This window comes from Enterococcus sp. DIV0660C, assembly GCF_017316125.1.
Classification (GTDB): domain Bacteria; phylum Bacillota; class Bacilli; order Lactobacillales; family Enterococcaceae; genus Enterococcus_B.
In genome coordinates this window covers 67,340-84,568 of sequence record NZ_JAFLWA010000031.1, presented here as the reverse complement: position 1 = coordinate 84,568, position 17,229 = coordinate 67,340, and the positions used below count along the sequence as shown (strand labels likewise).

General features: G+C 35.5%; 18 protein-coding genes. 2 read left to right on the top strand and 16 right to left on the bottom strand.

All coding sequences use genetic code 11. The annotated features are described in order from the left end of the window. Positions 1-412: 412 nt before the first annotated feature. Positions 413-811: a VOC family protein gene (locus DOK81_RS08575; protein WP_206910068.1), complete on the top strand. Its 399-nt coding sequence runs from the start codon at positions 413-415 to the stop codon at positions 809-811. Between the two features lie 147 nt (positions 812-958). On the opposite strand, the gene DOK81_RS08570 is transcribed toward DOK81_RS08575, so the two are convergent. From DOK81_RS08570 to DOK81_RS08530, 9 genes are all read right to left on the bottom strand, one after another. Beyond that, entirely contained in the window at positions 959-1,873 is a 915-nt protein-coding gene (locus DOK81_RS08570; RefSeq protein WP_206910066.1) for an RICIN domain-containing protein, read from the bottom strand. A gap of 139 nt (positions 1,874-2,012) precedes the next feature. Then, positions 2,013-2,921, bottom strand: a complete 909-nt coding sequence (locus tag DOK81_RS08565) for an RICIN domain-containing protein (RefSeq protein WP_206910064.1) — start codon at positions 2,919-2,921, stop codon at positions 2,013-2,015. Positions 2,922-2,971: 50 nt separating this feature from the next. Next, positions 2,972-3,883: an RICIN domain-containing protein gene (locus DOK81_RS08560; protein ID WP_206910062.1), complete on the bottom strand. Its 912-nt coding sequence runs from the start codon at positions 3,881-3,883 to the stop codon at positions 2,972-2,974. Positions 3,884-4,121: 238 nt separating this feature from the next. Beyond that, positions 4,122-4,673 (bottom strand): signal peptidase I, encoded by a 552-nt coding sequence (gene lepB / locus DOK81_RS08555; protein ID WP_206910114.1) that lies wholly within the window; start codon positions 4,671-4,673, stop codon positions 4,122-4,124. A gap of 101 nt (positions 4,674-4,774) precedes the next feature. Continuing rightward, positions 4,775-5,002: a YozE family protein gene (locus DOK81_RS08550; protein ID WP_206898792.1), complete on the bottom strand. Its 228-nt coding sequence runs from the start codon at positions 5,000-5,002 to the stop codon at positions 4,775-4,777. Then, entirely contained in the window at positions 4,999-5,517 is a 519-nt protein-coding gene (gene msrA, locus DOK81_RS08545; RefSeq protein WP_206910060.1) for a peptide-methionine (S)-S-oxide reductase MsrA, read from the bottom strand. Before msrA ends, DOK81_RS08550 begins: the two co-directional genes overlap by 4 nt. A 36-nt stretch (positions 5,518-5,553) precedes the next feature. After that, positions 5,554-6,201, bottom strand: a complete 648-nt coding sequence (locus DOK81_RS08540) for a YpmS family protein (RefSeq protein ID WP_206910113.1) — start codon at positions 6,199-6,201, stop codon at positions 5,554-5,556. A 29-nt stretch (positions 6,202-6,230) separates the two neighbouring features. Beyond that, on the bottom strand, positions 6,231-7,124 hold the full coding sequence (locus DOK81_RS08535; RefSeq protein ID WP_206910058.1) for an SGNH/GDSL hydrolase family protein: 894 nt from the start codon (positions 7,122-7,124) through the stop codon (positions 6,231-6,233). A gap of 170 nt (positions 7,125-7,294) precedes the next feature. After that, positions 7,295-8,137 carry a DegV family protein gene (locus DOK81_RS08530; protein WP_206910056.1) on the bottom strand — a complete coding sequence of 281 codons (843 nt, stop codon included), beginning with the start codon at positions 8,135-8,137 and terminating at the stop codon, positions 7,295-7,297. 129 nt (positions 8,138-8,266) lie between these two features. On the opposite strand from DOK81_RS08530, the gene DOK81_RS08525 reads away from it, so the two are divergent. Continuing rightward, positions 8,267-8,920 carry a hemolysin III family protein gene (locus DOK81_RS08525; RefSeq protein WP_206910054.1) on the top strand — a complete coding sequence of 218 codons (654 nt, stop codon included), beginning with the start codon at positions 8,267-8,269 and terminating at the stop codon, positions 8,918-8,920. Positions 8,921-9,014: 94 nt separating this feature from the next. Here DOK81_RS08525 and DOK81_RS08520 read toward each other — a convergent pair whose 3' ends face one another. The 7 genes from DOK81_RS08520 to DOK81_RS08490 form a co-directional block, all read right to left on the bottom strand. Beyond that, positions 9,015-9,509 carry a dihydrofolate reductase gene (locus DOK81_RS08520; RefSeq protein WP_206910052.1) on the bottom strand — a complete coding sequence of 165 codons (495 nt, stop codon included), beginning with the start codon at positions 9,507-9,509 and terminating at the stop codon, positions 9,015-9,017. Between the two features lie 14 nt (positions 9,510-9,523). Then, positions 9,524-10,471 (bottom strand): thymidylate synthase, encoded by a 948-nt coding sequence (locus DOK81_RS08515; protein WP_206910050.1) that lies wholly within the window; start codon positions 10,469-10,471, stop codon positions 9,524-9,526. An 11-nt stretch (positions 10,472-10,482) separates the two neighbouring features. After that, positions 10,483-12,369 carry an ABC-F family ATP-binding cassette domain-containing protein gene (locus DOK81_RS08510; protein WP_206910047.1) on the bottom strand — a complete coding sequence of 629 codons (1,887 nt, stop codon included), beginning with the start codon at positions 12,367-12,369 and terminating at the stop codon, positions 10,483-10,485. 142 nt (positions 12,370-12,511) lie between these two features. Next, a complete protein-coding gene (locus DOK81_RS08505) occupies positions 12,512-14,614 on the bottom strand; it encodes a sodium:proton antiporter (protein ID WP_206910045.1) in 2,103 nt (700 codons plus the stop codon). A 12-nt stretch (positions 14,615-14,626) separates the two neighbouring features. Beyond that, positions 14,627-14,902: a hypothetical protein gene (locus DOK81_RS08500; RefSeq protein WP_067484952.1), complete on the bottom strand. Its 276-nt coding sequence runs from the start codon at positions 14,900-14,902 to the stop codon at positions 14,627-14,629. A gap of 304 nt (positions 14,903-15,206) precedes the next feature. Then, a complete protein-coding gene (locus DOK81_RS08495) occupies positions 15,207-15,662 on the bottom strand; it encodes a hypothetical protein (RefSeq protein ID WP_206910043.1) in 456 nt (151 codons plus the stop codon). Positions 15,663-15,990: 328 nt separating this feature from the next. Then, positions 15,991-17,199: a CCA tRNA nucleotidyltransferase gene (locus DOK81_RS08490; RefSeq protein ID WP_206910042.1), complete on the bottom strand. Its 1,209-nt coding sequence runs from the start codon at positions 17,197-17,199 to the stop codon at positions 15,991-15,993. Positions 17,200-17,229 lie beyond the last annotated feature (30 nt).

Sequence of the window (17,229 nt, the reverse complement as noted above, 5' to 3'; positions counted from 1 at the left end):
AATTTCTGCTAGATTAAACAATAACTCATATACTTACAAGTCTTTGCTTTTTTTTGCAACTTATTTTTCTTTTTTCAAGCATAATTCGCCATCCATTTTAGCTTTCATTTCGAAAGTCACATTTGTTTTTTTTGTTGCGTCTATCTTTCTCTGCTTCATAAAATAATTATTCTTAAAGAAGAAGCGTTCAAATCACACCAATTTTCGTTTATTAATCAAAATAATTTAATCAAAAGATTGCACTGATCGAAACATTTTTGTTAAAAAAAAGCAAAGTAGATTTACCTACTCTGCAAAAAAATATTTGTTAAAATTTGCTTTTCTTCATTAAAGGTTAGGCAAAAGGTTAAGCAGATTTTTTGACAGCGCTTTCCAAACAGTAGATTATGATAATAGAAAGGGGTCGAAAAAAATGAGCACAATGGTTTTTGTTAATTTTCCAGTTAGAGATGTGAAAAAGTCAACAGAATTTTATACGAAACTTGGGTTTAAACAAAATCAAGAATTTTCGACAGAACAAGCAAGCTCTATGGTGTGGGATGATCACTTTTGGATTATGCTGTTGGATCATGAATTTTATCAAACATTTATCAACGACCGAAAAATTGCAGATGCACAGACAACCAGTGGCGCACTGATTGCTTTCAGTCTACCTAATGCAGAAGCAGTCAAAAAATTTGCCAAAACAGCAAAAGAAAATGGTGGATCTTATTATCACGTGGACATGGGTATTCCAGAAGATCAAATGTTTGGCCTTGAAGTACAAGACCTAGATGGAAATATGTTAGAGCCCTCTTGGATGGCAATGTAAAGCTAAAAAAGGATAAAATTAAACAAAAAGAAATCACTCCAACGTTACATTGTTGGAGTGATTTCTTTTTCTTTGCTTTCAAATCATGTTTTTAAAGTTAGTCAATGGTCACCTGCATCTCTCCTTCTTTTGCTTCAAACAAAATCCTTACTTTCTCCCCTCAATATGCAAAATAAACTTTTGATTTTCGGTATTTATTTTGTTAAAGGTAATAATATTTCCGCCATCTAATTTACTTTCTTCAATATCCATGACTTTGCCACTTTTTAGATTCTTCAAAAAGTAAGTTTGGCCGTTTGTATGATTACCTTCCCAAATCAATTGCCAAAGCGCGCTATCATTATTGCTCACATTTGGTTTGACACCGACAGTTCCATTACTATTTTCTATTAAGCTATAGGCAGTTTGTTTATAGCTATGAATACTATACGCATTTTTTGCTTCATTGTATTTGAGATACCACTTCTGATTACTATTGCCATCATTATTGAAGCTAATTGCCGTATTTTGTTCTTCATACCAATCAACGACCTTCCAAGGATCAATCTTACTTTGAATGGAAACCAATAAATCATTATAGTTTTCTGTTATTCCTGTGTGTAAGTCAAATGACAAATAATTAAAATATGGAGTAGCTCTTGTCAGTGTTAAAAAATAGACCGTTGTTTCTCCGTTTATGTACTGATCTCTCTCAAATCGAATCGTATAGTAATTACGGTTATTCTTCGTTTCTCTTAATTTACGAATACCTTGAACCTTGTGACTTTTTCCCGGTCCAGTCGCTAAATAGGTTTCTTCATAATTAGGGTAGTATTCTGAAGGTCCTCCATAGATCCCCATACTAGCATCAAATTCAATCGCATAATCAGTTACTCTCATTGCTTCCAATTCCCATCCCCCAAAAAATGGACCTGAAACTAATGGACGAACGTTACTGTAACTCATGCGATGTGTTATCGTTTCAATACTTTTCTCTCCTTCTATATTGACGACATCTGCATTGACCAGCACTTGAGGCAAAAATAGAAATAAAGTAAAAAACAACCCAATCAATTTTTTCATTTTTTTCTCCTTTTTTTCGTTTTTTTCTACCGACCAACTAAACGTTCAAGTAGCAAGAAAGGCAGATACCTACTTGGCATCTCCTTTTTTGCTTTCTCTTTTAAATACAAATTTTTCAATTTTCCAGTTTATCCAGAAATTACTTTCTCCCCTCAATGTGCAAAATAAATTTCTGATTTTCGGTATTTTTTTTATCAAACGTAATAATATTGCCCCCGTCTAGTTGATTTGCTTCAATGTCCATGACTTTGCCACTCTGGAAATTTTTCAAATAATAAGTATTGCCATTTTCATGAGTCCCTTCGCTGATCAATTTCCAAAATGAGTTTTCTCTCTTATTAACACTGTTAGTTACTACAACTTGCCCATTACTATTTTCTACTAGATAATTGTACTTACTTCTATAACTATAAATACTATAAGCATCAATCACTTCATCGTACTCTAAATACCATTTTTGATTATTATTGCCATAGTTGTGGTAACTAATTGCTTTGTTATGTGTTAAATCCCAGTCAATCACTTTCCAAGGATCAATCTTACTTTGAATAGATACTAATAAACCTCCATAATGAACCGGTACCCCTGTGTTTAATTTCAAAAAGATATAATTCTCAGCACCATACGTATAATGCATTAGACGAATCGTAGCTGTTCCGTTTATGTATTGGTTTCTTTCAAATCGAATCGTGTAATAATGACGACCATAATTGACGCCACGAGAAATCCGTTTTCCTTGACTTTCATACTTTCCTTCAGGCCCTGCCCATAAAGCATCTGCTGTCTCTATTGGCCCACCTCCACCAGTATATGAACCGACATTTGCATCAAACTCAATGTATTGATCGGTCACTCTAAGTTGTTCTATTTTCCAGCCCGCTAAAAAATTAGAGGTATGATAGCCGAAGTCAACCCAGTAATTCATACCACGACTTTCTGCCGTATTTGCTTCGCTTCCCAAAGCCGTTTGTTCCTTTTCACTGGCATTCACTACCATCTGAGGGAACAATAAAAATAATGTTAAAAACAACCCAATTATCTTTTTCATTTTCTTTCTTCCTTCCTAATTAAATTTTTAGATCAAACCCTTTTGATCGTTTACTTTCTTCCTTCAATGTGCAAAATAAATTTCTGATTTTCGGCATTTGTTTTGTTAAAGGTAATAATATTTCCGCCATCTAATTTACTTGCTTCAATATCCATGACTTTGCCACTTTTTAGATTCTTCAAAAAGTAAGTTTGGCCGTTTGTATGATTACCTTCCCAAATCAATTGCCAAAGCGCGCTATCATTATTGCTAACATTTGCTTGGACACCGACAGTTCCATTACTATTTTCTATTAAGTTATAGTCAGTTTGTTTATAGCTATGAATACTATACGCATTTTTTGCTTCATTATATTTGAGGTACCATTTTTGATTGCTGTTACCATTATTATTGAAGCTAATCGCTTTATTATGTGTTATATCCCAATCAACTACTTTCCAAGGATCCATTTTACTTTGAATAGAAACAAGTAAGTCAGTATAGTTTTCTGGTATTTTTGTATCTAGCTTAATAATCAGCTCGTTGTATAAAAAGTCAGTATCTACAACTGATTTGATATGAATAACTGTATTAGGACCGTTTATGTATTGTTTTCTTTTAAATCGAAAAGTGTAGTAGCTTCGACCATTTTTCTTTTCACGAAGGATTCGTTCACCATCGATTTTATAATTACCTTCTGGTCCGCTGGATAGAGTCTGTGTCTCTCGTACTTGATTGCTATATTCTCCAAAATCCCACATATTAGCATCAAACTCAATTGCATAATCTGTTACTCTCATTCTTTCTACTTCCCAGTCCTCGGTAAATGAACCTACCAAAATATTTCTAGTAATTTCATATTCCATTTGGTTGTTTGCTCTAGTACTTGTTTCAATAACTGTTTGTTCCATTTCACTTGCATTTACCATTGCTTGAGGAAGCAATAAGAACAAAGCAAAAAACACTCCAATAATCTTTTTCATTTTCTTACTCCTTTTTTGTTTTATTATTTAACAAATTTTCTCGTCTCTCTTTTCAACTTTCACCTCCTCCAAAAAAGATAAGATAAAACAACAAAAAATTTTTTTACCTCTCTAAGAAAACGTTAACATATCCAGTTGGCAGCTGTCAAAAAATAACTTTAGCTATATTAAAAAAACAAAAAAAGACAATTGATCTCACTCAATTGTCTTTTTGACTGATACTATTTCAAGCCATCAATTATTTGATCCATTTGATTTCACTTAAAGGATAGTACACCATACGTGCCTTACCCAAGATATCTTCGCGAGAAATTGTACCAAAAGAACGACTATCTTTTGAAATTCTTCGATTATCACCCATGACAAAATAATTATCTTTAGCCAATTTTTCTTCCCCAGTTAATCCTTGCAATGTAAAATCTGTCGTATAAGGTGCAGTTTCATGATCCGATTGAATATTTTTATTCAAAAAAGGTTCTTCGATTTTTTTCCCATCCACTTGTAATGTGTCATTTTGATAGCTGATTGTTTCACCAGGCAGGCCGATTACCCGCTTGATGTAGATTGTTCCATCTGCTAATTGAAAAACAACAACATCAAATCGTTTGATTTCACTAAACTTTTCCATTACCGTCATATTTCCTTGACTCAATGTATTTTCCATTGAATTTCCTTCAACAGGCACTGGAATAAAAAGAAAGCCACGTAAAATAAATGCCAGAAAAATCGAAATCAATAAATATTTCACAGCTAGCCAAAAACGATTCGTCCACTTCTGTTTCGTTGTCAACATTCATCCCTCATTTGTAGTTCTATTTTTATTATAGGGAAATTTCAAACAAATTGCGACTAAGAGATGAAATTAATCTTTTTTCAAAGACAAACAAAAGCTTAAGAAGCATGATTGTTTTCCAAATATTGTTCCCAAGCTGCATCGAACACGTCCATGGATGCCAGATAGTCTACGTTCATTTCCAAATAATCAGAAAGCTCCTCATAATCTGAGCTATGCTTTGGAAACTGAATATCTTTTCCTGCTTCGTTTGCAAATTCAGTCACTGGATCTAGGTGATTTGGTCCACGAAGGGTCATTAAATAATGGTAAAAACTTCGATTCACTGATGATTCCCCCAATTTTTCTCGACAAAAGCCGCTCTTCTTGCATGATTGCGTGCAAAGTTTTCTGGATTCTTTTTATAGTAGTCTTGGTGACTTGTTTCAGCCAAATAAAATGGCTGTGCGGGTTCAATAGTCGTCACAATTTTTTCTGTAAAACGACCACTCTCAGCTAACTGTTGTTTACTTTTTTCTGCAATCATTTGTTGCTCTTTTGTTGAATAAAAAATGACAGGTCGATAACTACTCCCTCGATCTTCAAACTGACCAAACGCATCAGTCGGATCTGTTTGTTCCCAATATAAATTGACTAATTCTTGATAGGAAATCACTTGTGGATCATAAATAATTTCAACTGCTTCTGTATGACCAGTTGTTTGGCTCTTCACTTGTTCATATGTTGGATTAACCAACTGTCCGCCAGTATATCCCGACATAATGGAATGGATACCTGGTAAAGTATCAAATGGCTGAATCATGCACCAAAAGCAACCACCTGCAAAAATTGCACGTTCCATCAAATCCCCCCTTTTGATTCTTTCATTTGATTTCACTTATTGATCAGAACTTTCTTTTGTTGCTCCTTCACTTGCGGGTAAGTATAAACTAAAACGGATATCATCGTCCACTAAATTTATTTTATCGGCTTTAATATACATCCCATTTTGCATTCGGAACTTATCAAGCCGAAGCATAACTGTTAAATCTTTCGTGTCAATCTCGACCCATTTTGGCAAATTATAATTACGTTTGACCATATTCATCACATCTTTGATCGGCAAACTCAATGTGCCAATGGATAAACTTTTTGCTTTCAACTGAACATTCCCATTTTCCATGACATAAGGCTCAAAATACAAATAGAAATTTACAGGAAAACCTAAGACTTCAAATTGACCATTTAACATAGCTTCATTTTCTAAATAAAATTTATACTCGATGTCGCCTTCTTTTTGAAAATCACTCAAGAAAAAACTAATCAACTGATTGACTTTTTCTTTATTTGAATTGATTGTTAGAACTGGTTCTCCTTCGATTGCTGTAATTTCTGGCATATTTTTGTACTCGGGTTGGCTTGAAAAAATTCGAGCGCCTAAAAAAAGAATTGTGCCAACCACAACGCCTAATAAAATCAAGAAAGCCATTTGCCAATAATTTGACACATGACTTTTTTTCGCACTCAAAGGTTCTTTTACTTTTATTTCTGGATTTTTTGGACTTTCTTGTTCTGTCATTTTTCACCCTCCTTTAGTAACCATTGTTCTTTAGTCTCAACTAATTTTTCTTTTACTGCATTTGCCATCAATTGATAGCCTAAGTTGTTTGGATGAAAATGATCTTCTTCATACAAAACATTATTTTTAATATCATTCAGACTTTCTGCTGTACTATCTGTTGTATTGGATTGTTCTTCAGCTACTCCAACTTTTTGATCTAATCCTTGATAGAGTAAGTCATTGATTGGAATAAAATAGCAATTATCCGTCTCTTTAACAATTGTCTCTGTTCCTTGATTCCAATTATCTACAATTGTCTGCATATCTGTAATTTCTGGAAAGTTCAAATAAAAAGGATTGTAAATACCTAGAACATAAATCGGCGCACTTGAGTTTAAGCCTCGAATCTCTGCTAAAAGTTTGGTCACGTTTTCTTGATAGTCTTTTAAAGGTTTTTTAAAAGAGTGTGTTGTTAACCCAAAAAAATTATTTTGAATCACCTTCATCAAATCATTTCCACCCACAGTCAATGTGATAAAGTCAGCAGTCTCAATGTTTGATTGGATCGTTTCTTTTTTCTTCACTCGCTTAAGTATTTGATCACTTCGTTCGCCATTGACACCATAATTCTCTGTTTCAACGGTCTTCAGCTGATAATCTTCTCGTAAGTCATTGGCAATTAAAGGAACAAACCCACCTTGCTTGGTTTGGTCACCTACTCCTTCAGTCAATGAATCGCCAATTGCTACATAATGAAGTTTATTTTTCATGTTCGACGTTTTCTTCGTAGTAACTGTTGGCTTTATTAAGGGTTCTGCTTTCGGAATACTCAATGATAAACCTGTGAAAACAACGACTGCGATGACGATTGGAATGAAAAACAATCTATATTTCTTAAGTAATTTCATTTTTTCACCTCTGTCTTCAATTGTTTCTAATCTTATCAAAAGTTATTTGAAAAAGGTAGCTTTTCGAAAGAAATCGTAAGAACTTATCTTTTTTTCAAAAAAGCATACAAAAAGAACTAGTAAAAGGAAACTATCACCTAACTAGTTCTTTTTTTTGACGCTATTGATTTTTAATCGACATAATACATGATCGCAAAAGCACCTTTACCCGTATGTGTAGCAATTACTGGGTTTGTTTGTAAAATTGGAATGTGCATTTCAGGAAATAGTTCTTGTAGACCTTCTTTGAACTCCAATGCCAATTCTTTTGCATCAGCATGGGAAATAGCAACTTGATGAACATTCGGCAATTCTTTTAGTTCTTTTTTCAAGCTATCAAACCATTTATCAAAAGTTTTCTTTCCGCGGCCTTTGGCAACTGGAACTAAATTTCCATGGGTAAAATTCATGACCACACGAATGTTCAACATACTTGACAGCAGTCCTGTCGCACGACTGATTCGTCCACCTTTGACTAAGTTATCTAAAGTAGCGATACCAATATATAATTTGGTATTGTCTCGAATTTTTTCGATTTCAGCTAAAATTTCGGTTGAAGATTTACCTTCTTTTGCTAATTTTGCTGCTTGAATGACTTGGAAGGACAAGCCTTGGTCCGTTGTGTCACTGTCAATAACCGTTACTTTGCTTTTAGTTAAATTGCTCGCTTGACGTGCAGCTTCTACAGTTCCACTTAATCCTTTTGTCATATGAATGGAAATAATTTCACTGCCATCTTTGCCCAATTCATCATATAATGAAACAAATTCACCAATTGGTGGTTGGCTCGTTTTTGGCAAAGCTTTAGCAGTAGACATCATCCGCATGAATGTTTCTCCGTCTAACTGATCGTCATCAGGATACATAACGCCATCAATCATTACTGATAGTGGCATGACATGAATATTTAAAGTGTCTCGTACATCTTTTTCCATTGTACAAGAAGAATCTGTTACAATTTTTACATTTGTCATTGTTTTCTCACTCTTCCTTTAACAGCTGCCTTATTCATGTTAAACTTACATTCAAGGCAATTTCTTTTTTTAGTATAACAGACAAACAATGATTTTTCATTAAATACGTCAAACAAAGGAGCCGTTTTCATGGAAAAAACAAAATTTAGTCGCAGTTACTTGATTGTCAACGAGGTTTTTAATGCGATCACTCACGGAATTGGTGCTGGATTAAGTATCGCTGGCTTAGTCATTTTGCTCATTAAAGGCGCACATCTTCATTCTCCTCTTCACGTTGTCACTTATGCCATTTATGGATCTATGATGATTCTTTTATTTTTAACTTCAACGTTGTTTCATTCGTTGATTTTTACCAAAGCAAAAAACGTTTTTCAAGTCTTTGATCATAGCTCTATCTTCCTATTGATTGCCGGAAGCTATACACCTTTTTGTCTTTTAAGTGTGAAAGGTTGGTTAGGATGGACACTTTTTGGTTTGATTTGGATTTTTGCGATTGCTGGAATTGTTTATAAGTCACTAACCTTGCACAAAAAAGAAACGGTCTCAAAAGTCTCAACCTTCATTTACATTGTGATGGGTTGGCTTTGCCTGATTGCTGCAGTACCTCTTTACCATTCATTAGGTTTAACGGGGATTTCATTAATGGTTTTAGGTGGACTTTCTTATACAATCGGTGCCTTTTTCTATAGTTTGAAATCCGTTCGCTTCATGCACGTCGTGTGGCATCTTTTTGTTATGTTAGGTGCAGGATTCATGTATTTTTCTGTCTTATTCTTTACTTGATTCCAAAAAGAACGCATAAAAAAAGACCTTTGCGCGAAGTACGTGCAAAGGTCTTTTTTATACATACGAGCGAAATTAAAAATACTTGTCGTTTTTATTTTTCGTTTCGTTGATACGTTTCAAATTGATGTACATAAGGATTGGCTTCATCTACTTCACCTGTACTGACATTGATCAATGACCAGTCTTCCCAATCAACAGTTGGAAAGTATGTATCACCATCAAAGGCGTGCTGAATCACGGTGCGATACAATACATTACAGTAAGGTAAAAATTCTTGGTAAATGGCAGCACCACCTGCGATAAATACAATGCCATCTGCTTTTTTTTCAAAAGCAAGGACTTCTTCTAGTTCATGCATGATGGTTACGCCATCTGCTTGATAATTTTTATCATGTGTAAGGACGATTGTTTGGCGGTTTGGCAATGGTCGACTGCCCATTCCTTCAAATGTTTTTCTGCCCATTACTAAAATATTTGATTCGGTTGTTTGTTTAAAAAACTTCAAATCATTCGGTAATCGCCAAGGAAGTTGCTCATTTTTTCCAATCAGTCCATTTTCATCTTGTGCCCAAATTGCAGCTAGCATCTTCTCATCCTTTCTTACACAGCAATCGGTGCTTTAATTGCTGGATGTGGTTGGTATCCTTCTAATTGGATATCCTCCATTTCGAAATCGAATACAGATTTTTTTTCTGGATTCAAACTTAATTTTGGAAACGCACGTATTTCACGACTCAATTGCTCTTTCATTTGTTCTACGTGATTGGAATACAAATGCGCATCACCTAGCGTATGAACAAATTCACCAACTTCCAACCCTGTTTCATGCGCAATCAAATGAGTAAGCAATGCGTAACTAGCAATGTTGAATGGAACACCCAAGAAAACATCACCACTTCGTTGATACAACTGACAACTTAAGCGACCTTCAAAAACATAAAACTGAAACATAGTATGGCAAGGAGGCAACGCCATACTTGGTACATCTTCAGGATTCCACGCTGAAACAATCAAACGTCTGGAATCTGGCGTCGTTTTGATTGCTTTGATCACTTCTTTGATTTGATCAATAAAACTGCCATCCTTTGTTTCCCAATGACGCCATTGATACCCATAAATATGTCCCAAATCTCCATATTTTGCTGCGAATTCTGTATCATTGATGATTTTTTCGCAAAATTGTTTACTTTGTTCTTGATAAAGTTCGTTAAATGCCTCATCAACTAAGCTTCGATGGCCAAAGTCCGTCATATCTGGACCAGTGTAATCTTCGCTTTTGATATAGCGTTCAAACGCCCATTCATCCCAAATATGATTATTGTTTTCTAAAAGATAGCGGATATTCGTATCTCCTTTTAAAAACCAAAGTAATTCACTTTTAATGAGACCAAATGGGACTCTTTTAGTTGTTAACAATGGAAAACCTTTTTGTAAATCGAAACGCATTTGATAGCCAAATGTACTAAGTGTACCTGTTCCTGTTCGATCACCTTTTTGATTTCCTTCTTCCAACAACTTTTTTCCTAAATCAAGATAAGCTTGTTCCATTCATTCTCCTCCTAATTATCGGCCCACTCACTAAGATATTCCCAGCGAGCCATTTTTTCTTCCAGTTGCTCTTCTGTCAAACTTACTTCTTTTTGTAATTCTTGAAGACGTGTGAAGTCATCTCCTTGATGGTTCATTTCTTCTTGCAGTTCATCGAGTTTATTTTCTAACTCTGCGATATCATCTTCAATAGTTGCCCATTCTTTTTGTTCCATATAAGAGAGCTTTTTCTTTTTTGTTTCGTCTTTTGGTGTAGCTTTTGACTTTGCTTTAGCAACGACTACTTTATCTTCTTCCTTTTGCTTTTCTAAGTAGTCGGACATGTCTCCGTAAAAAAGTTCCTGCCTGCCGTTTCCTTGAAAAACAAGTAACTTATCAACTACTTTATCTAAGAAATAGCGGTCATGGGACACAGTGATTACTGCACCTGGAAATGTTCGAAAATAATCTTCCAAAATGGTTAACGTAGCAATATCTAAATCATTGGTTGGTTCATCTAATAATAAAACATTTGGTTGTTGAATCAAAAGTTTTAATAAATATAAACGTCGTTTTTCGCCACCAGAAAGTTTACCAATTCGTGTGCCATGCATATATCTTGGGAATAAGAATCGCTCCAATAATTCGGCTACACCAATTTGAGCGCCGTCAGCTGTTTTAACTTCTTCTGCAGCTTCTTGCAAATAAGAAATCATTCGTTGATCTGGCGCCATCTCTTCGTTTTCTTGTGTGTAGTACGCTAATCGCACCGTTTCCCCAATAGAATATGTACCACTATCTAGGGTTATTCGTCCAGCCAAAATATTTAGTAAAGTGGACTTTCCAGCGCCATTTTTTCCAGTAATTCCTAGTCGTTCTTTTGCTTGAATCAACAATTGCAAATCAGCTAATAAAATTTGGTTGTTAATGGAATAATACCCATCTTTGATCTCTAAAACTTTTTTCCCAAGACGCTGTGTTGCGATGTTCAACTCTAAGTCTGCTTCCTGGTTTACTTGGTATAAGTTTTCTTTTAAATCTTCAAAGCGATTGATTCGAGCCTGCTGTTTTGTGCCTCGTGCTTGTACACCTGCGCGAATCCAAGAAAGCTCTTGTTTGTATAAACGCTTGCGCTTTTCTTCCTGTTCAACTTCGACACGATCACGCTCTGCTTTCTCTAGAACATACGCTTCATAATTTCCTTTATATTCATGAAGATCACCAAACGCCAATTCAAAAATTCGATTCGTCACTCGATCTAAGAAATAACGATCATGGGTAACCATTAGCAATGCACCACGATACTGCTTCAAATAAGATTCAAGCCATTCAATTGCTGCATAATCCAAATGGTTTGTTGGTTCATCTAACAATAATAAATCTGGTTCATCAATCAAGACTTGAGCTAAGCTCACACGTTTCTTTTGCCCACCAGAAAGTGTACCAATCTTTTTATCTAATTCACTGATACCTAGCTTTTGCAAAATAATTTTTGCATTCGTATCTGTCGTCCAAGCATCTTCTTTATTCATTGCTTCTTCCGCTTGTGCATATTGTTTTTGTGCAGCTGGATCATCACCATTAGCACTCAAGCGTAGCAAAGCTTCTTCATAGGAACGTACTGTTCGAATAAGAGGGCTTGTACCCTGGAAAACTGCTTGTAGAACAGTTAACTCATCTGAAAAATCTGTTGATTGTGATAAATAGCCTATTCGGTAATTCGTTGGATAAAAAACTGTCTGGCGATCCCCATCACCACTATCTATGCCGGCTAAGATATTTAAGAGGCTAGTCTTACCAGTACCATTTGTTCCAATCAATCCAATCCGATCTTTTTCATGAATCAAAAAAGAAATTTGATTAAACAAATCTTTTTCTCCGTAAGTTTTTTTGAGGTCAGTTACTTTTAATTCTTTCAACTTGTCCCCTCCTTATCTCGGTTATTGTATCATAAAATCCATAAGAATAATGAGACTTTTTCACTTAACTATTATCAGAAACGAAAAAGCAAACTTGAAAGAAAAATCATCATGATCTTTCTTTCAAGCTTGCTTAAATTCATTATTTATCGTACGCTTGTTGCTTCATCTTTTTGGTTTGCAGCTCGCGCTTTTTTCGACCATACACAAATCGTAAAGGTGAAGTATCAGTCGGTTTATTCATTGTGTAGGATTCTAAAAGATTGATATTTTTTCGATAATCATTTGCTGAAAAAGTGGTAATCGTTTCAGCAACTTCGTATTCATCGACAACTTTTCGTTCCAAATAATAGCCTCGAAGCATTTTTTTCGTAAATAAAGTTTCTTGTTGAATCATCATTGTAGAGAAAAAGTTTTTCGACATAATCCGCATTTCTTGCGCTTTCCTTTGTTCAATAAAGAATTGGATCATCACATCGCCATACACATCTGTTAGGTTGTCCAAGCTTTCAATAATCAATTGTGTATTTTTATGGTAGACATCTCTTACATCACTAATATCTTTTTTTGTAACAACGGTTTGTTGCTCTCTGTTGCGACGTTCCCAGAACATTTTTGGATGCAAAATGATTCGAATGACTCGCCGAACAAATAATAACCAAAAACCGATAAAGGAAAGAATTTCACCTGTAATTGAGCGTTCAAAGCGTGACAAAAAGCGTGAATAAAAGCGATAACCATTGACTGTCAATTTACCTGAACGATAGCTTTCATCTAATCCATCACGTTCAATCGACAAAATAAGTGCTTGGATTTCTTGTACTTCTTGTTTTTCATCTTCCGTTAAATCTTCAAAATACAGTTCTCGAATTCGTTCTTGATAATTTTCAATCACAGCTTCTGTCGCCAGATACTCTTTTGAATTTTTCGGTAAGTCTTTTGCTTCTTGACGCAAACTTTCGACAACCTCTTCTAAAATCATTAATACGTTTAAATCTGTTCCATTTGTTTCTTGTTCTTCAGTCAAGATTGGTAATGCAAGAATCCCAACAACCAACGTAACCAAAATGACACCTGCAGTTAAGAATAGCAGCAATGATCGCTGGTGAAAGACCATGCCATTAATTGTCAGCGGCAAAATAAAAATTGTTGCTAAGCTGACTGTTCCCTTAACCCCACCAAAAGTTAAAATCAAAATTTCATTGAGTTCCTCTTTAAATCTAGTTAAGCCACCCTTAAATAAATAAAAAGCCGTAATTGAAACAAAACGAATGACAAACAACATCACTGAGATCAACAAAATGACAAGAATCAACATCCAATTGGGATAGGCCCCATTCTCCCAGACGGGCGAAAAGACTTGTGTCAATTCAATTCCTAAGAAAATAAACACGAGCGCATTCAGCGTAAATGTCACAGTGGTCCAAGTGCTATTGGATAAACTGGATAACTCTGCATCAAAAATCGTGATTTTTCGAAAACTGGATGCTTGTAATATACCAGCAACGACCGCAGAAATAATACCTGAAACACCAAAGACTTCTGCCAACACATAGGCCAAAAAAGGCAATAAAAGTTCGATTAATAAATAGCCTGTCACATCTCTAGCCGAAGCTTTTTCAATCATGCTGATGACTTTTCGTTTAACCCAAACCAGCAAAAAACCTACAAGTGCCCCACCCAAACTTGAGATCACTAAACTTACTCCTGCATTTACCGCAGAAAAAGAACCAGTGATCAAGGCAGCTAACGCAAATTGGAAGGCTGTAACGCCCGATGCATCATTGAGTAAGCCCTCGCCTTCTAAGATATGCATGGCTTTTTTGGGAATATTCACTCGCCCTGACAAGGAACTGACCGCAACGGCATCTGTTGGCCCAAGCGCCGCGCCAAAGGCAAAACAGGCAGCAAAAGGTAAACTTGGTAGTAAAAACGACAGTGTCATTCCTACACCAAGCAAAGTCAAAATAACCCCACCAAAGGCTAGAAATAGAATTGTATCAAAATTTTTAAGAATTGATGTAACATCTGCTTTTTCACCTTCACGGAACAACAAAGGAGCAATGATCATCACCAGAAATAATTCTGGTTCAAAGTTGATGGACTCACCCCATTTTGTTAAACCTAAAATAACTCCAAGAAAAATTTGAATCAATGGTGCTGGTATTACCGGTAAGATGCGGCTGACTATGTTTGATGCAGTAATCGTTACAGCAAAGATGATTACTAATTCAGCAAATTCCATGGCCCATCTCCTCTATTTTTTATTTTGTGCAAGTACCTTTAAAAATTGTTCCTTTTTCTTCAAAATCTTACTTTCGACAGCTTCAGCTTGTACCTCATTGCCATCTAATTCACACTGTACTCGTTTTGATTCTAAACGAAGTAATTCATGTTTTAAACGTTCCATTTGACGATACGTTAAAATATTTTTCTTTCGTAAATAGCAAAGAATCCGACGACGATCTTCCATTGAAAATGCCCCATAGCGATCATGCAACAGTCTTTTTTGTTTTTCAAAACTCTCTCTCATTTTTCAGATCTCCTATATACAAACTGCACATTTGATAGCAAAACTTCGAACTCTTTTAATCGAGCTCATCTCTCGTTTCACTATTGTCCGTTTGCTGTTTACAATGATTTTTCAAGACCCTATTCTATTCCAAAAGATGCAAGATAGCAAGTTTTCCGCAAAAAAATTAAAAAGTTCTTTCAGAAAATAAAAATGAAGCTTTCATTTCACTGCACTAAGCGATTTTACAAATGGACACAGCAAAAAATGTATCCATTTTTCGCCCCGTAGTCGAGGAAAAAAACAAATACATTTTACTACTTTTCTATTCGAAAAATTGGCTGTAAACTTCTTCTACACGTTGTTCAGGATTGATGACGATGTACAAGCTTCCCGTTTGTTCACTGATTTTTGTTGATTGATATTGATTGTCCAAACCTTCTGTTCCTTTATCTAGGTAAGGGAAATAAACCATATCAGGCGTACCATTACGATATAAAATTTCCATTCGCTCAATATCTTCATATTTTAACGCACGGCTAAACATGCCCATTTCTAAGCCACCCAAGTTGATATCATGCGTTGCAACTGAGTCGCCTTCTTGAAAAATTTCGATTTTAAATCCAGCACATGGATGAATCTCAACAAATTCACTTCCATTGATTCTTCCAAAGCTCGTTGTGATTTGTTTGATCCATAAGTCACCAATATGACGACGATCAATCGTCCAAGTTTCTCCATTACGGAAATAAAATTTTAGCGCTGTCATTTCTTTTTTCATAAAAAATCTCCTTCTTCCAAATAATAATCAGCATTGCACTACAAGTTTAGCATAACAAATGTAAGTGGTCACATTTTAAGTTCTAAAAATAGTTTTTCATATTTTTTATGAAAAGAGAACTTATTGTCAAAGACGTAGCTTGGAGAAAACCGTGAATAGAAGTTGTAATTTAAAACATTTTGGCTCAATACTCTAGCCAGTAGTCATACAGAGTAGCTCTTCATCTATTGAATGGATGCAAGCTACATAGAAGAGCTGTTTGAGAAACAACATTTATTCAGAAAAAGGGCGTGGAAAAAATATTTTTTTCCACGCCTCCTCTTATACTTTAATTACTGAGTTGCTCCTTCACGTAAGTCAATAATACTTCACGCTCATTTTTCACTAGTTGATTAATGACCGCTTCTTCTGCCGAATGCAGTGCCTCACTGACCCATTGACCTGGTTTTCGCTCCATCGTAGCTAGTAAAATTTTCCCATCGATTGCTAAATCTCGTAATGATTTGATTGGAAGTTCTTGATAAGCCTCCTTTACTTTCTCAAGCTCAGGTGTTTTCTCAAAATAAACCATTAATTCTTCTACTTGAACAGCTGCTGTTTCCCCTAGTTGATACAGAGACATTGGTAATAACGGCCCCTGTTGTCGCAAAGTCAATCCTTGGACTAACGCCTGTACCTCTTTAATCATTTGATTGGAGCACTTCCAACTTTTCAAAAAAGGTCGGACTGCTGAACCAGCTAGACCTAATTGATTTAGTAGCAATGCCCATGCTTGACTTTCAGTTCTCAACGGAATATCTGGCAAATCAGCCATTCGTAGCAAGGCTTCACCTTCCTCACTTAGACTTGGACAATAGATGTAACATTCGGTTTCAACGAATGCTTGTAAACCTGCTCGACGATTTTTTCCCAAAAGCATTTTGACAAATTCAATATTGATTCGCTCAATAGAAATTTTCCCCAATAGGGCGTGGTTTTCTTTGATTGCTTCCATTGTTTCTGTTTCTAATTCAAAGCCCAATTGACTAACAAATCGCAGCCCACGCATCATTCGTAGTGCATCTTCATGAAAACGCTCGTGAGGATTTCCTACAGCTCGTAAAACATGGTTATGTAAATCAGCCAAGCCATCAAAAAGGTCGATGATTTTTCCGTCTTCTTTTAAAGCAAATGCATTAATTGTAAAATCACGTCGCTTTAGATCTTCCTCAAGCGAACGAACAAATTCCACTTTATCCGGACGTCGAAAATCTTGATAAGTCGATTCTGTTCGAAAGGTTGTAATCTCATATTGTTCCTCTTCTTCTAAGACTAAAACGGTTCCGTGTTCAATGCCGACATCAATCGTTCGAGGGAACAGCGTTTTGATTTCTTGTGGGAACGCACTCGTTGCAATATCCACGTCATGAATTTCCTGATGTAATAAGATGTCACGAACACTCCCGCCGACAAAATAAGCTTCATATCCGGCATGTTCTAATTTTTGTAAAACTGGAATCGCCTTTTGGTACTCCAGCGGTAATTGTTCTAATTTCATTTTTCTACCTCTTCAGTATTTCTCTTTGAT

What these genes read in the sequence shown, in the direction of transcription:
- DOK81_RS08575 (WP_206910068.1), top strand. Translation starts at nt 413, where the DNA reads ATGAGCACAATGGTTTTTGTTAATTTTCCAGTTAGAGATGTGAAAAAG.
- DOK81_RS08570 (WP_206910066.1), bottom strand. Translation starts at nt 1,873, where the DNA reads ATGAAAAAATTGATTGGGTTGTTTTTTACTTTATTTCTATTTTTGCCT.
- DOK81_RS08565 (WP_206910064.1), bottom strand. Translation starts at nt 2,921, where the DNA reads ATGAAAAAGATAATTGGGTTGTTTTTAACATTATTTTTATTGTTCCCT.
- DOK81_RS08560 (WP_206910062.1), bottom strand. Translation starts at nt 3,883, where the DNA reads ATGAAAAAGATTATTGGAGTGTTTTTTGCTTTGTTCTTATTGCTTCCT.
- msrA (WP_206910060.1), bottom strand. Translation starts at nt 5,517, where the DNA reads ATGGAACGTGCAATTTTTGCAGGTGGTTGCTTTTGGTGCATGATTCAG.
- DOK81_RS08535 (WP_206910058.1), bottom strand. Translation starts at nt 7,124, where the DNA reads ATGAAATTACTTAAGAAATATAGATTGTTTTTCATTCCAATCGTCATC.
- DOK81_RS08530 (WP_206910056.1), bottom strand. Translation starts at nt 8,137, where the DNA reads ATGACAAATGTAAAAATTGTAACAGATTCTTCTTGTACAATGGAAAAA.
- DOK81_RS08525 (WP_206910054.1), top strand. Translation starts at nt 8,267, where the DNA reads ATGGAAAAAACAAAATTTAGTCGCAGTTACTTGATTGTCAACGAGGTT.
- DOK81_RS08520 (WP_206910052.1), bottom strand. Translation starts at nt 9,509, where the DNA reads ATGCTAGCTGCAATTTGGGCACAAGATGAAAATGGACTGATTGGAAAA.
- DOK81_RS08515 (WP_206910050.1), bottom strand. Translation starts at nt 10,471, where the DNA reads ATGGAACAAGCTTATCTTGATTTAGGAAAAAAGTTGTTGGAAGAAGGA.
- DOK81_RS08505 (WP_206910045.1), bottom strand. Translation starts at nt 14,614, where the DNA reads ATGGAATTTGCTGAATTAGTAATCATCTTTGCTGTAACGATTACTGCA.
- DOK81_RS08500 (WP_067484952.1), bottom strand. Translation starts at nt 14,902, where the DNA reads ATGAGAGAGAGTTTTGAAAAACAAAAAAGACTGTTGCATGATCGCTAT.
- DOK81_RS08495 (WP_206910043.1), bottom strand. Translation starts at nt 15,662, where the DNA reads ATGAAAAAAGAAATGACAGCGCTAAAATTTTATTTCCGTAATGGAGAA.
- DOK81_RS08490 (WP_206910042.1), bottom strand. Translation starts at nt 17,199, where the DNA reads ATGAAATTAGAACAATTACCGCTGGAGTACCAAAAGGCGATTCCAGTT.